Source organism: Bradyrhizobium sp. CB82 (assembly GCF_029714405.1).
Lineage (GTDB): Bacteria > Pseudomonadota > Alphaproteobacteria > Rhizobiales > Xanthobacteraceae > Bradyrhizobium.
The window spans coordinates 8,313,908-8,329,993 of record NZ_CP121650.1 but is presented as its reverse complement, the minus strand read 5'-3'; the positions used below and the strand labels follow the sequence as shown (position 1 = coordinate 8,329,993).

6 protein-coding genes are annotated in these 16,086 nt (G+C 58.1%); 2 read left to right on the top strand and 4 right to left on the bottom strand.

Features of this window, described 5'->3' with window-relative positions:
• Positions 1 to 26 precede the first annotated feature (26 nt).
• Positions 27 to 1,529, bottom strand: coding sequence for a condensation domain-containing protein (locus tag QA640_RS39680; RefSeq protein ID WP_283038061.1), 1,503 nt, complete (start codon positions 1,527 to 1,529; stop codon positions 27 to 29).
• A gap of 988 nt (positions 1,530 to 2,517) precedes the next feature.
• Between QA640_RS39680 and QA640_RS39675 the strand changes: the two genes are divergently transcribed.
• Positions 2,518 to 4,245 carry a trehalose-6-phosphate synthase gene (locus QA640_RS39675; protein ID WP_283038060.1) on the top strand — a complete coding sequence of 576 codons (1,728 nt, stop codon included), beginning with the start codon at positions 2,518 to 2,520 and terminating at the stop codon, positions 4,243 to 4,245.
• A gap of 422 nt (positions 4,246 to 4,667) precedes the next feature.
• Here the strand turns inward: QA640_RS39675 and QA640_RS39670 are convergent, their stop codons facing one another.
• Positions 4,668 to 5,414: a carbonic anhydrase family protein gene (locus QA640_RS39670; protein ID WP_283038059.1), complete on the bottom strand. Its 747-nt coding sequence runs from the start codon at positions 5,412 to 5,414 to the stop codon at positions 4,668 to 4,670.
• A 157-nt stretch (positions 5,415 to 5,571) separates the two neighbouring features.
• On the bottom strand, positions 5,572 to 6,438 hold the full coding sequence (locus tag QA640_RS39665; protein ID WP_283038058.1) for a radical SAM/SPASM domain-containing protein: 867 nt from the start codon (positions 6,436 to 6,438) through the stop codon (positions 5,572 to 5,574).
• A gap of 1,406 nt (positions 6,439 to 7,844) precedes the next feature.
• Here QA640_RS39665 and QA640_RS39660 point away from each other — a divergent pair.
• Complete coding sequence (locus QA640_RS39660) at positions 7,845 to 8,384, top strand: YopT-type cysteine protease domain-containing protein (protein ID WP_283038057.1); 540 nt, start codon at positions 7,845 to 7,847, stop codon at positions 8,382 to 8,384.
• A gap of 1,496 nt (positions 8,385 to 9,880) precedes the next feature.
• On the opposite strand, the gene xopAD is transcribed toward QA640_RS39660, so the two are convergent.
• Positions 9,881 to 15,601, bottom strand: coding sequence for a XopAD/skwp family type III secretion system effector (gene xopAD / locus QA640_RS39655; RefSeq protein WP_283038056.1), 5,721 nt, complete (start codon positions 15,599 to 15,601; stop codon positions 9,881 to 9,883).
• Between the last annotated feature and the right edge of the window lie 485 nt (positions 15,602 to 16,086).

The window sequence follows — 16,086 nt, the reverse complement described above, 5'->3', positions numbered from 1 at the left end:
AAAACGCGAGCACGCCGCTAGCGATATCAGTCGTCCACCATGACTGGCCGCGGCAATGCGCCGCTGATCCCGTTGGCCAGCGTGGCGACTTCGGCGAAATAGCGGTCCACCGCGCTGCGGGCGCTCGCCGTGCCGGGGTGACGGAAATTCAGGTAGATTCCCTCGTGCGATCGGCTGACCCACAAATATACCTCCTGCGGGTCGCTGCAGCGGCTTATCAGAAATCTCGTTCGCCAGCGCGCCCAGCAATCCGACCCGGGCACCACCCGATCGTCCATATAGGAGACCACAAAGCGATCGCGCAGTGTGCTGCCTAGCACTTCCATTGCTTTGGAAAATGGCACCTGCGCGGTTCTTCTGGCCCGCTTCAGTTCGAGCCTGACGGAGCGTAGCAGATCTGGGAACGCGTCGGTCACTTTGAAGCTGACCGGGCTCATCCCGACATACCAGCCAACCGAGTGCTTCCACTGCGACGCATTTCGCGTGTGAAAGGGAACGACGGAGTAAAATTTCTTTTGGTTGCCCAACGCTCTCCCTGCCAGAGCCAAGCATGCAAATATGCCTGCCGCTGTGTGTCCGCCCTGGACGCGGCACGCCCGATCGAACCTCAGCGCGCTGTCCGCGTCAAAGAGCCAGATCCGTCTGGTTTGCTGCACGGCGTCGCCCAGTGCACCTAGTGGCACCGGAAAACCCGGCAGTTGACCGCCAGTGGCCGCAATCAGCTCGCGCCAGTGTTCGATTGCCGAATGCCGGTCGGTCAGATCGCTCACACGGGCGCGCTCGGAGGCAGCATAATCCAGATAGCTGTGTGCCGGCGCCACTCGGGGGGCCACTCCTCGAATCGCTGCGCAGTAGAGTTCCCAGATCTCGTAGGGTACCGAGGCCATTGAGTACGCGTCCGTGACTGAGTGGTCGGAGGCGACGATGAGAGTGGTGCATCCGGGCCGGCTGATTGTGACGAAGACATACGGCGGCCAGTTCAGCGGCTTTGTGTTGGCGTCGAACACTTCTTCTAGCATCCAGGCTAGTTCGCCTGGATCGGCGTAGTCACCGAGTTCGACTAGGTCGAGTGTTTCCGCGCCCGGGCCAACCGTCGCGAGATGGATTACCGAGCCATCCTTGGCGAAGCGGCAGCGTAGTGCCTCGTGCCGGTCGACCCAGCCAAGGATCGCCTTGCTCAGAGCGGTCGTATTGACCTCGCCCGACCATTCAATCGCGACGCCCAGCCAAGCGGGCTGGCTATTGTCGAAACGGCAAAGGTGATCCTCCTGAACATGGGACGGCCGACGCGGATCAGGGCGCCAGCTGTCAATGCCGGGCACGCTGATGCGCCACAAGGTCAGCCGGCCCGGCCACAGCTCGAGGTCCCCGAGCACATTGATCTCCATACGCGCGACCTGCCAGCCAGTCCGTGGTCTCAGAGATGCAAGCTGTGGGTGCGGCGCAGAGGCGATCGCGAATTCGCAGCACGGAGGTCGCGCCCACTGCGCTGCTGGCCAGTCGCGCAGGCCGCAGGCCAGGTCCAGCATCGAGCACATCGCCAAGCAGCGCGCCTAGTGGCGCACGCCCCCACGCCAAGAGTCGGATGCTCGCATTGACGCGGCCCAGCACCCGTGGCGGCCCAGCGGCCGGCCAACTGCGGAAGCGGACCGAGTTGATTGCCAGCGAGGCAGGGAACGGCAGCCGGCCCAGGCATCCGCACGCATCGGCGGTCAATCGGCCCTGCAGGCGGCAAAATCACTTGGCGGCTCGAGTGAATCTGCGCCGGCGAGCCGCGCCACCCCATCCGACGTTGGAACTCCTCGTAGTAGGGGCGTAGGCCCGCGTAATCGATGGGCCAGGCCGGGTCGATGGGGTCAGGGGCTACATGCGCTCGCGCGTTGAAGTCAACGGTGCGATATCGGAAGGCGATCCCAACGTACAATGTCATTCCACCGCTGAGCGCCGACACAGTCTACGGCCGTCCGAATGGCGTGAATTTGCCGAGCGATCCCGTGGGCAACGATCGTGACACTGGCACCGCTCCCGACCACATACGTCAACGGCGTCGGACGTCATTGTCCCACCTGTGGCAAGGAACGTCGGCCATGCCCCATGGCGACGCGCTCTAAAACGGCCAGGTCAAGACGGCTAATGAGAACTGTCAGTGCCAGTGTTGAACGTACGCCCAGCGAGACCGTCGGGAGCTACTTTGAAATTCGTACATTATGACGCACCGTAAGATTCAAGTCCTCTAAGCGGGCTGTCGCATGAATACGTTACAAGATCCACTGAAGCAGCGAGACATGAAGGATAAGACCGGTATCCTCAAAGCATCTGGCGATATGTGTGGTGGTGCAGTAGCCCAGCGTGCGACTTGTCGAGGAGTAGGGCGGTTCTCCTCCCGAAAGCTCAGGCTACCACTTTAGAGAGGCCGACTCTGGTTTTTTCGTCAGCTTTTCGAAAGGTCGAGCGTCTAACTTGAAAAGCAAGGAAGTCCCGAACTCGTCGCTCTGATTGCTCAATCGGAGGTGTAGAATGGATCCGTTTAATGTCGTGAAGGCTGTCTGTACAAGTTCTCGTGGCACATCGCGCGCAAGGCCGGAGCAGCTGAAGATGAGCCAAGTCGCTTTTGAGCATCACCTGAGCCAAGCAGCACAGGAGCGGTCAAGTAAAGCCGATGCAGAACTTTTCCGTCATGCTGCCTTTGCTCAGCACGAGGCGGGTATCGGCATGGTGTCTCATCAGCCAGATGAGAAACTTGTTTTCGTTTCGAACCGTGTTTCAACCATCGATCCCAACAAACCCAAAACGGGTGGTCTTGCCGCGGTCCTTGAGCCCGTCGTTGAACGCTCTGGCGCCGTTTGGATGGGGTCCTCGGGGACGCTAAGCGAGGGCCGTGAGCAGCTAAATGTTCCTGAGCCGCACGGCCGGGGTGAAGTTGTAAAGGTAGATCTACCGGCCGCTCACTATGATAACTTCTATTATGGATTTGCAAATTCCACTCTGTGGCCGGCATTTCACTCGTTGACCGAGCGGATGTCTCCAGCTTCGGAGGAGCATTACAAAAGCTATTGCGAGATCAACCGCGCCATGGCGCGCGCGCTGTCACGGCTTAAGAACCGAGGCGCGATTTGGGTGCATGATTATCATTTTCTTCCTCTCGGCAATGAGCTGCGCGAGCGCTCGATTCAGCAACCGATCGGCTTTTTCCTGCATACGCCATGGCCGAAGCCTGATGTTATGGAGCAGGTACCTCATCATCGCGAACTAATGGAGGCGATGTTGGCGTACGATCTAGTCGGCTTTCAGACCCGTTGGGATCTGGATAATTTCCTCTCCTGCCTGCGAACGCATCTAGGGCTGGAGAGCAAGAGCGATTTTGTGATCTCGGATCGCGGCCTTACGCGGTGCCAAACCTTTCCGATCGGTATCGATCCCAAGCAGTTCGAAGAATATGCCGTGGAATCGCTCGCGACGCATCGAAATGAGATCTCGTCGATGCAGAACAAACTCGATGGCACGAAGCTAGCCATCGGTGTGGATCGCCTCGACTATACCAAGGGTATCGACAATCGGATCAAAGCTCTCGATCAGGTTTTGGCAGACAAGCCGCACAGCACCTCGCTGTTGCAGATTGGGACGTCTTCGCGCGCCGACATTCCAGCATACGGTGAATATCAGCGCGATATCGACAGCCTTGTCAGCGACGTCAATCGTAGGCATAGAACGGACGACGGATGGAAGCCAATTCTTTATGAGAAGGGACACTTCCCGCAGATGGAACTCGCCGGCCTCTACCGCACTGCGGATGTTGGTCTGGTGACGCCGTTGCGTGACGGCATGAACCTGGTGGCGAAAGAATATGTTGCTGCGCAAGATTCGAACGACCCAGGCGTGCTGGTTTTATCGAAGTTCGCGGGGGCGGCAGAAGAACTCAACGAAAATGAGGCGCTGCACGTGGATCCGGCCTCGCCTCGTGACATCGCGACCGCGATTTCAACTGCAACAGACATGCCGCAAGAGGAGCGCATCGAACGCTGGCGAGCGATGATGAACAAACTTGAGGCGTATACGATCCACGACTGGTCGAAGGACTTCCTTCGCGAGCTCGGCCACAGTCGGGTGGCCATGCCGGCGGATCAGTTCCGATATCTCGGTTTCGGTTGGATCAACGAGGCGCAAATGCCCACCTATGCGACCCAGGAGGAGTTGAACGTCGCGGTCAAGCAGGTACAGGATCCGCGCTGGATCTTCCCTTCGTAGTGCGTGCAGACCAGACGGGAGGCGGCCCCGGATGATCAACGAGGGGCCCTTTCAGTAAGCCGTGTACCCGTAAACCCGGCGGTGCGATGCGACTAACGCCTCCGCTTTACCCTATAGCGACCAAGTCCGTGCGGCAGCAAGCCTGTCGATCGGCCGGAGTAGGTGGTCGGCGGGGATGTGCCTAACGGGCGAGAATTCATAGAACAACGCAGCCTGTTCGACTTGCCGATGCCCCATCATGACCTTCAGCCCTGCTAATTAGACCGCGGCGTCGCAACCGCCGTCCTTTTTCAACAGAATAGGCCAAATAGCCGAAGTCAGCCTCCATTCCTTGTCACGTCAAACATGCCGTGATCTCGGAGCGAGCATTGCGCGCGACATAGGCCAGCGCAAGCGCAGGTCTCTCTGAAGAGCCAAATCCTTCAACCTGACCCGGAACTTAAAATGAAGCGCCGGTCCCGCTTCTGGACGGGACGGGCATTCATGGGGAAGAGCTTGCCGAAGCCGGCGATATCGGTCTCATCCACCTCAATTGGATTGGCCAGGACGATCCAATCGACTGTCTCACTACACGGCGGCGTCGTCAGTGATCCGGCATAGTGGTAATATGCTCGTTGCGTCGGCAACAGTTGGCTGGGGTCGATTGCCGGATCAGCTGGAACGGCTCGTCCCTTGTCTGACGGCATAGCCGCGACAATGCTTTTGAAGACTGCGTTCGGCTTTCCAGCGACCATAAGCACGCCAACGACGGCCAGCCCGTCGGCATCGGCGTGAACGAAATGCGCTTCCATGGCGAAACGCTTACCCTCGACAAGGTGCTCGCTCGGATGATGGAAGTGGAGCTGCTTCAGCGCATAGGGGCGGTCGCCCAAGTGGAGCGTGTCGCCTTCGGCAAGATCAAGCTGAATGGTATGGCCATTGTTGACGATCTTATCCGGCCGCCTGGCCCAACTCATCCTAAGCGGCGGCTGCGGGGCAGTAATGGTGCCGGTTATATCGATGGGTGACTGCTGGCCGCCGATCGCGCACGCGGCGTCAGCGGCATCCAGACCGCCCCATTTGTCTGGCCCGGTCTCTCCCTCGTAACTCCAACGATGCTCCGCCGCGGACGCGCACAGGGGACATAGCGCGAAACCAGCGAAAAACCCTAGAGCTTGCCGACGATCCATGACTGTCTCCCTGTGGTGCGGCCACGGTTCGATGTTTCGATTATGAACAAAGGACTCACGCGTCGCCGGAGCCTTGATCGATCGTGAGCTCAGGAACGGTCATCCCGAGTTCGCAGGATTCGTGCTGATGAGGAGGAGGGCGTCAACATCTCAAAAATCAGCGTGCCGACGCTACTGGTTGGGCGAATTCACAGGTCCGGCAAAGCAGATAGCCGTCCCTTCCATTCATTCGATCGACAATTTCGCAAAACGTCGGTCCTTTGAAGAGATCTTGATATTCATCGCGAAGAAGATTGCCCAAGATGTGACGTCGCTCAAAATCCATGCAGCACAGCGTGACGTCACCGTTTGGGAGAAGAACATTACGATGTTCTCGTTCGTCAGGACACGTTAATACTCCGACGATCGGCTGTCGTGCCTGAACGGTCTTTGGATCGACGCTTCCACCCCTGCTGCTCAGCGGACGTGAGCGAACCAGCGCTTCCTCGGGGATTATCTCGACAAGCTCGGGATGGACTTCACCCATGACGACGAATAGCATTGATGAAATGCCTGCGTCGACCAATTGACGTAGCAAATCGACATAGTTGCGCCTGACTAGGCGACTGTTCATGTAAGTGCCGTCATCAAAAACGTGCACCAGGAAAAGCCGGAATTTCAGCGCTTGCAAGCGTCGTAGATTCCGCTCTTTCATTCCTACGAGTGTCGTGGAAATCCGAATGCTATGGCCGGCTTCGTAAGCATGCTCAACCATTTCGGTGCAGGCCGGATTGAGCCAGGCCTCTGAGTACCCGGAAAAGCTGATATCGACAGCCTTTGGTACGCGCGCCAAACATTTCTTGAAATCTTCGAGACGAAGATGCTTTGCATGAGACACGACCCTTTGCCTCTCGGCAAATTTGTCCTGCGGACAATAAGAACATCCGACGACGCAGCCCGTTGTCGTAGTTATCTCCAAAACCCGTTCGCCGGGAGGGACCGCGCCGCCCAAGTCCTGTAAATTCGTCGAGTGTGAATCAACCATTTGCAGGGTTCTCCCGAATGTCCAGCACAAAGAGCGTCCCCACGCAGCCGACTGGCGGCCTTCATGAGGGCTTGCTCAGCATGAGCTCGGATGACTGGGCGATAAAGATGACATAGCTAGGGCTGAAAGGCATTTGGATCGAGGTTATCCCGCGTTGTAGGGCTTCTCCCGTTGCAACGAGCTGAATTCCCGGCAGGAGTGCGATGCCGAAGTAAGTGCGCCGACCCCGGAGGCAAACTCATTGTCGGGTATAGGCGAGTTCGGTAACCGCGGCGCAAGTCCGATCGCCAGGGCATTGGTCATTGTTCTCTCGCCTCTTGCAATAGACATTGGCCATTCATTGGCGGCGGTGCATCGATGGGGTCAATCAGGTTCCGAGGACCCAACCGGCGTCGGGCCGTTTGATGCGACCAAGACAGTACAATATGACGCTACGTACGATTCAAGCCCTCTCGAAAACGAGCGGAACGGAAAAAGCGCGTTGTCAACTCACGCGAACTGCTTCGCCGCCAAGTGGCGCTCTACCGATCAAGGCGTGCGCCTGATCACATGTTCTGGACTGACTCAAGCCCCGGTGCAGAACGAGACGATCCCTAGCGTATGAAGAGTTCATGCAAAGGCTTTATCAGCCTGTCTGAATTGCGCAGCTCGCTCGCGTCACTGGGCGCTTCGTCCTATCTTTCAGCTCCCACCAACTTCCTCGCTGAGGAAACGGCGAATATCCAAATCGGCACGACACACGCGCTTTCTTTTTTCTTTCGTTTTTCCTTTTATCGATGATCCATCGCAAACCTGTTTTGCGGAGCCCGCATCGCCTGTCCTTGCAAGCACCTATTGAGGGACGCCTGCACGCGCGGCCATCACCGCGGTCGTGCTCACGGCCGGAAAAGTTACCGTTCCCATCTTCGTCCCTAAGCTCGGCAACGCTTGCCCGTCAGCTTCTCATCAGCTTGTCCCAATATCATTCACAGCAGGGCCCAGGCAGGCCGAACGCACTGCGAAGAGACACCCGTTGAAGAGAAGCGAGAATCGCCGTGTATAATCGAATTGAATCCACACGTCCTAACCAAGCTCACGAGCCGAGCCAGTCGGTGGACAGCGACAGCTTTCGGCAAATACTTGCAGGCATGTCGTCCCGATCGGTGCCAGATCACCATGCGAGTTCGCCTTCGGCGCTAACAGGGGCGAACTCGCTCGTTTCCCAGCCTCCTAGCATTGAATTTGAAAGGCTTTCACTTGGCAGAAATAGGCAAAATCTGACGTCGCGAAGGAGACTGCCACCTGGGGAGTTGCCCGACAAAATGGGGTGCTGCGTCAGCACGCCACAGACCACCGATCCTCACATTCCCAGTACATCCTCTCCGGCGAGGTGGAGCACCTCCCTGTTCGATTACAGGACAGCCGAATTGAATGACGCAAATGTAGACGGCATCTGCGTCGGGTTGACGGCGGAGTGGTTCTGCATTCTGAGCAGCAGCCCGTCGGAGCGAATGAGTGCGCTAACACCCGGATCACAAAGGCACGCCTCAGCGGCTATGCGGCAGGAGCAGTATCAGGATCACAAGGATTACTTGCGAAGGGGGGGAACAGGAGCTTCTCAGGCAGACCTTGAGGCACAAAACAGGGTGTTGCGGGAAGCAAACCTGGCGCCATCCGGAAAAGAGAAGGTATACGAATTCGGCGACTCTTCGAGCCTCTCGCGCATGGTGGGGAAAATCACCGATGACGGATCGAAATATTTGCTCAGCTTGTATTTCGCCGAAGGTGGCTCACACGTAGTTGCAACATCGGCGTTGAATGGAAGAACTACACTTTTCGATCCTAACTATGGAGAACTCACTGCTCATCCAGGGGAGATGGAAGGATTGTTGCAAAGCCTCGCCAATCGTTACAGGAACCCCAACGGGCAGACTTTGACGACAATCACCACACAAAAAATATACTGAGCCGGGCCTGCACTCGGCGGACGACTGGCCTTCTATGAAGGTCATCCATCCCCCGCGTGCAGCACAGAGCGCGAGGTCAGCTAAATCGATTGAGAAAATAGAGGTTAGGCCACCTCCGTGATGAGCTCGGAGGTGGCCTGTTGGCCGCAAAGGGTGGTCAAGCTAGAAAAGCTGATCGTCCAGTTCCAAAACAATGGGCCCGTCGAAGTCTGGCACATAGCCCTTGTAATTTGCATTGTGGCCGAGCCGACAGCCGCTTCGAAGGCCTAGCGCTATTCGATTGTCCAGAGATCTCATACTAGGGCGCTAGATCTTAAGAAGCTGACGACCCCAGCCAGATAGTTGGCTCGGCATTGATGACGGCATCGCGTCCTAACCGCAAGGAATGCTAACGCCGACAACCGGGCGGTGATGTCCTGTGCGTCTACCGAGTTGCGATGCTCGGAGCCATCTAGCTTCATGGTGCGAGCTGTGCGGAGTGCGGACGAGCCGCCACCAGCCGAATGACCGAGGTTACCACAACTGCCGTCCCGCGGGACTTCGTCGGCCGGTTGAGCACCGGGCCAGAAAATCGGCAAAGATCAGGCCTCGTTCGGCTGCCCTCAATCGAACGGTGTACCTTGGACCCAGATGCACTAAAAGAACTCTGGCGAACTTACGCGCAATAGCCACCTTTGCCTTCCCCGCCAATCCGCTTGGGAAGCTTCATTCCCCAGGCCTTAAGAGAAGAGTTTCTTTGTTCGATAGCCAGCCGTTGGCTCGAACAGGTACGTTCGGAAGCCTATTGCCCTAGCAATACCCTGGCATTGATGTCGGTTTCGCCGGATGGGTGCACCAGATATTAAGATCAAGATAGGCGACCTACAGTCGATGCCGATCGGAAGCGGGACGAGTGATCGATCGTATGGCGGAAAGTCAACACCGTCACCACGTCGATGCCATGATGGTCACAAGGCGACGTGTTCTCTCATTTGACCACGCTTCTGGCAGCCCCTAGCGCCGAATAACGTCCAAGCGCGTCGTTTGGCAGATGCCGCGTCGTTAGTCGTGCAATTTTCTCATTAATACTCCCTTCAATTAAGGCACCTTGATATGCCGGCAAGCGGCATCGAAAGCGTGGCGCGTGCGATGTTCGATCCTTTTAAAAAAGAAGCCTGCGGCGCCCGGGCCGTCAAGCCCATGCCCCCATGGCGCCGCCTCTGATACCCGCTTCGGTTCCCCAATGGTGGATGTTTTGCACGCCATCGGGGATTGCGACCTCTTTGCAAACCTCACGCAGGCGCTGCAGGTTTTCATCTAGTGCATTGATCCTGCCAAGCCGCAGCATGCTCTTGTAGGTGTCGTGATTGGCAAGCTCGGCCTTGTAGCTGTCCGGAGTATGGAATTCGAGCTCGAAGCGGTAGTCGCGTTGAGTGGTGAGCACAGTCTTGATGCCGACAAAGGTCGGATTGCGCATCCTGAACCAGTTGGTTGTGCTGACCTCGGCGTAACCTTGCTCATAGAAAGCCAGAATGGCCTTCTTGAAGGCGCGCGCAAAATCCTGGTCGGGGACTTCGAAGACGTGACGAACGGCATTGTTGATCAGCTGCGAGTTGCCACCTGCGGTCATCCCGGTGAGCTGGTCTGTCATCGATTCTTGCGATCTCAAGCGGCGATCGAAATGGGGCATTCTGGATATTCGCTTGCTTGAGAGCTTCGGCAACGCACAGTGTCGTTGTGGTGATTTCCTGCTCTTCGGCTTTAGCGCGAGACTTTTCGATCTTGGCGCGCTCCGCAGCGTCCTCACGGGTTAGCAGGACCCTCATGAGGGAATCCCCAGCTGTAGGCTGCCGCCGATGAGGTTCGGGCAGAATACGGTTCTCCACGGCAAGCTTGATCGAGGTCTCCATGATTGAAGCCGCCAGCGTCGGATTGTCTTTCAAGTCCTCCAGGGTCGCATCGACATCGAGCCTCCCTTGATTGAGCGGCGCGGCGATACTCTTGAGGTAGGGGACGGACGAAAGGCCCGGCACCCGTTGCAGGAGGCGCTGAAGCTCACCGCTTTTCTTCATAAAGAGGCGAGCACCGGTGTCGGACTTATAGGCATCGGTTCCAACCTTGACGCCAAGGCTCAGGAGGTTATTCGCGCTCTGGATCAAATCGTCCGGATTGTATCCATCTGGTCGGGGATCGATGCGCGCAGGATAATGGTCGAGCAAGGCCTCGACGCGGTCGCGTGGTTGGGGAGAGGCCGAATAGTGTTGAGCCAGATCCGGGAAAAACTCCCACAGCTGCCCGCTCAAGAGCGGATTTACATCGCTCCCGCTTTCGAGTGTTTCGGGCAGAACCTGCGCATCCGCCATCGCTGCCCAGGCCTCAAGGTCAGCAACGAGCAATTCGGCAACTTCACGGGCGAGCGGATGGTCCGCGGCCTTTATATCACCGCTCGCCCTCTCGAGCAGGCCTTGAATATCCTGACCGCTCACCTGTTCCTGGTTCAATAGGTCACGGATATCTCGTCTGAGCTCATGGTGAACGCCCTCGTAGATGCCAAAGATAGCCCGCTCCGCAAACCAGCGCCGCGCTGGCTCGGATTGCGCCAGAAAGTCTCGCTGCAGGGAGCCATAAGTTCCCAGGACACCTAACGTGGCAGCGAGGATCTGGCGGGCACGACTGAATTGGTAACGCTCCTCCTCGATCGCCGGGGTATGCGACTTTGGCGGTTTGAGTGAGCGAAGTCCGAGAGCTTGCTCCTTTTGATCAAACTGGCGTACATGCTGATAAAGCTGCGGCCGGTCGCCGACAATAACGACGGTATCTCCATCGAAATCGCCGTCGAGCTTTTTTTGTTCGGTAGGCGGGACGGCGACCAACGACCCTGGAGCGAAAACCTCGGTTGCCTGCAGAATGCCGACGCAGTCGACCGGCGTGTCCACCTTTACGCGGTCCTTGCCGTTGGTCCAGCTCGAATGGCACTTGACGTCCTCGGCAGACAGCACCAGTCCACGGTCGGCGTAGTTGGCCGGCCACATCTCATCCGGCACCACAATCAGAATACCTTTGGCAAAGAGGCTATGATCCTTGGCCGCCAGTTTCTCTCCCGACTTTTGTGCGACATTAAAGCTATATTGGATGGCCACGCACTTATCGAGAAACATAGCGGTCGGATCGCCATCGCGTGCTGATTTGACTTGCTCGGGGGCAAACGGGCGCAGGTTCGGCTTATCATAGGGGGCTCGTCCGACCAGCACGCCACCAGACAACATGTCGCTCTTGAGCGTCGGCACGTGGAGGGATCCATCACCGGACGGGACGGCGACGGCGCCGGGACCGTCAATGTGTCCGGCCGTCACGGTGCGAAACAACTCTTCGGACGTCAGCTTTTTCTCTTGCCTGCTCTCAAGCCAGGCCTTGGCCTTCTCTCGCGCCTCTTTCGCCACCTGCTCGCTGCGCGGATAGTGTTGCAACGCCGTGGCCGGCAGGGACGATCTCCTTCCCTCAGCGAAGGCGAGCACCCGATCTGGACCCCCTTGGTGGCCAGCCCGGAGAACAGCTGGCATATGCTTGGCCAACGAGGCCTTGATGAAGCCGCAGCCATCATGCGGTCGCAAGGCAATCTGGCCTTCCGGCGCCGTCAGTTTGAAGGGATGCTCGTCGTCGCCAGACCGGTCCGGCGCGAGCAACAATCTGAAGGCGCCCTCCAGGGCATAGTCGTGAGGACCCAGACCTTTGATCGACGGAGGCGCCGCAAAGCCCCTGCGCTGGGTGTAGTAGTAGGCTTCTTTGAAGGGGGCCCAGGCCCGCGAGAGCTGCTCGAAGGGCGTACCCGGCGCAGTATCGGCATACGGAATGGCCAATAGCTTGCCCCCGGAAGTCGTTGGCTGGTCGCCGGGACCACGGGCGGCGATCTCCGCAACCGTCGGTCTCGGCGCTTTTAACTTGCTTCCGCCGAACAGATCCATGCGGTATGGCACACCATCGAAGGTGAGCGTACGCGCCAACATGAAGGCGCTCGGTTTTCCCGGCAGCTGCACCGCGATCACTGGCACAGCTCCCGAGGTCAGGCGATGAAAAATCGAATATCGCGTCTCGGGCTCCGTGGCCACTCGCCGCCCCTGCATGTCCACGACAGGCAACTGCATCAATCCCGCTTCACCCTGCGGTGGTCTGGGCTCGTGATCCATGGATTGCAACACCTGATGGACGTCGAAGACGGAGGCAGGACGTTGAGACCGGATCGTCGCCTCATCCTGCGCCATGAACGCGTCCAGCGCATCAACCGGACTGTCCGCCTCGATCTGCGCGATCAGATTCCAGCTCATATTGGAAAGGTCGTTTGTGATGAGGGTGCGCGTCTTGGCCAGAATCTCCTTGGTCCCGCGCTGCAGCTCTTGCTGCCTCGCCTCCAAATCGCGCTTCTTGCCCTCGACATATGGTCGCCGGTAAAAGTTCTCCAGGATCCCACGCGCCTTGAGTACTTGATAGACTGACAAGGCTGGGCAGCGGCTCGCGAATGGTCCGCGAGCCCGCCCAACGTTGCTTGCTATGAGATGTGCCTCGATCTTGTGCTCGATAACTGGTTGGACGACGTTCAGAAAGTTCAGGGCTTGCCTGCGGTGCCGGCGCAGCTGGTTTCTTGGGCTGCGCGCAAGAGGCAGCAGAGCGGCGCAGAGATTGCCCATGGTTTCGAGATTGTTCTCGGGCGCAAAACCAGGGAGGCGTTGCAACTCGGTGAGCCGATTTAGCCCTGACGGTGCAAGCAAACCGAGGTCATCGAACAGCTCGGCCTTGGTCAGCACCTTCAAAATCGTGGTGATGTTCAGAACGTTCGTCTCCTCCAGCCGTTCATTAGCATAGTGAAGGTAACGGGCGAGCTGATGCAGCCGATCCTGCAGCAGAGCAGCTTTGGCAATCTCCCCGCTGTCTTCTGCCTTCATGATACCCCGCCCCAGAGCATTGGCGATCATGCTGAGTTCAGGCATCGAGAACCCGCCAAATTGTCGATTTCCCCGACCAAGACCGCGCGCGATGTACACCAGGGCCTCGGAGCTCGGCTCATCCGGCCACTTGCTGAAGCCGTTCAGCAGGTTCGCCAGTTCCTGGCCATCAAAGCTTGAGAGCCGGTCGGCCCGGTGAGCGGGGCCAAGGATCGAAGTGGCTATCGCGACCGTAACTTCCCCGCAGTCCACTTCTTTGGGCCACTTGCTGAAACCGTTCACCAGGTTCGCCAATTCCTGGTTATTAAAGCTTGAGAGCCGGTCGGAGGCGAGAACCTCTTTGGCTATTGCTACCGTGGCTTGGCCACAGGTCGTCTCTTCCGGCCACTTGCTGAAAGCGTTCACCAGGTTCGCCAAGTCCTGCTCATTAAAGCTGGAGAGCTGGTCGTTGTCGCAAACCTTATCGGCGATCGAGACTGTGGCTTGGCCACACGTCGGATCGTCCGGCCACTTGCTGAAGGCGATCACTAGTCGTGCCAAGTCCTGGTTTTCGAAGTTCGAGAGTCGGTCGGCACGTCGATCGGGGCCAAGGATCTCATTGGCGATCGCAACCGTGGCTTGACCACAGGTCGGATCATCCGACCACTTGCTGAAGCCGTTCGCAAGATTCGACAGGTGCTGCGGAGCAAACTCAGAGAGCCTACCATTCCCGCAGACTTCACCGGCGATCGCGACTATGGCCTGGCCGCAGGCCGAATTGTCCGGCCACTTGCTAAAGCCGTTCACTAGGCTCGCCAGCTCCTGCGGCTCAAAATTCGACAATCGGTCGTTGGGATCGACGCGGCGGCGATGGATTTCATTGGCAATGGCGGCGGTGGCTTGGCCACAAGTCGCGCCCGGCCATTTGCTGAAAGCGTTGACCAGGTTCGCCAACTGCTGCGGAGTAAACTGAGAAAGCCGACCGCTCCGGTCGACTTCATCGGCGATCGCGACTGTGGCTTGGCCACAAGTCGGATCGTCCGGCCACTTACTGAGGCCGTTCGCCAGGTTCGCCAACTCCTGCGGCGTAAAACCATAGACTCGGCCATTGGAATTGGCGCGGCGGCGAAGGATCTCACCGGCAATGGCGGCGGTGGCTTGGCCACAGTCTGTCGTGCCCGGCCACTTGCTAAACCCGTTCACTAGGTTCGCCAGCTCCTGGTTATTAAAGATTGAGAGCCGTTCGACGCGTCGATCGCGGTCAAGGATTTCATTGGCCAGCGCGACTGTGGCTCGGCTACAGGTCGGATTGTCCGGCCACTTGCTGAAACCGTTTACTAGGTTTGCCATCCCTTGCGGATTGAAAGCAGAGAGCCGTTCGTTATCGCAGACCTGACGGGCGATTGCGGCTGTGGCTTGGCTACAGGCTTCCTCCTCCGGCCACTTGCTGAAAGCGTTCACGAGGTTTGCCAATCCCTGGTTCATAAAACCTGGGAGGCGGTCGGCACGGTGAGCTGGCTTCAGGATCTCATTGGCTATCGCAACTGTGGCTTGGCCACAACTCGTCTCTCCGGGCCACTTGCTGAAAGCGTTCGCCAGATTCGCCAATCCCTGGTTATTAAAATCCGAGAGGCGATCGGCACGGTGGGCGGGGCCGAGGATCTCATCGGCTATCGCAACCGTGGCTTGGCCACAGCTCGTCTCTCCCGGCCACTTGCTGAAGCCGTTCACCAGGTTCGCAAGACTCTGCGCATTAAAGTCAGAGAGCCGGTCGCGACCGCCGACTTCCTTTGCAGCCGCGATGATGCCGTTGCAACAGTCCACCTCTTTCGGCCACTTGCTGAACCCGTTTACCATCAATGACAGATTTTGACTGTTCAGCTCCTGAAGTATCCAGCTTTCGTCGTGGGAAAATCTCGCGATTCTCTTCGTTGCATCGCGGCAGTTCGTCGAATCCGGGTGACGACTGAAGGACAATGCCAAGAGCGAAAGCGCTTTCGGCTCGACTTTCTTGATGAGCCGATTATCAAGCCGCGACACCTGTTCTGCCACGGCCTCGCAGGCTTGCAGACCTGCTTGACCTCCAACCGGCTGGCTCAAGGCGTTGCATGTCGTCGCATACCCCCATGACTTCCCGCGGCGGACATCCTCCTCCCAGCGTGGCACGAACTCGTCCTTGAAATGGGTCGCAGCCTTTTGCAGGAAGGTTGCCAGTTCCGGCATCTTCAGCTGCTTGTGATGCCCCTGTTTTGTATGCTCCACAACAGCGGTTGAGAATTTAGAGATGTCATGGGCCCGACAGGCGCGGTCAATCGTTTCCATCGCCTTACGAAATCTTGGCTCGTCAAGCCGTGCGCGCTGATGTCGTTCAGAGTTTACACCATGCGCGCTAAAGCCGGCCGCCTCGTCGAGGCGCCCCTGCGCGCCGCCCAGGACAGATCTTGGCTGGTTACCTCGCAAGAACGCGCCCGCGTGTGAGGTCCCAGCCGCTCGATCGCCCCGCCAACGCTCGCCGCCAGAGCGCACCGAGGTCGTTCCCGGATTTGCCTCTTCATGATCCGATCTATAAGACTGCTCCTCGACGCTTACCGACGCGACTTCGCCGCTACGCGGCCTTCGTGGTCGAACGGGCACGGACGGAGTATGTCGTGGGGCTGCGTCCAGTTGCGCGCGCCCTTGTGCTTGATCCGTACGCAAGGCGTTACCAGGGAAACGCGAGGAGCTTGCGCCTCGATTTATTGCGTCACGGTAAGATCTATAAGACCGCTCATCAAAGCTATCACCGATCGGGTGCTTGCCTGGTTCAG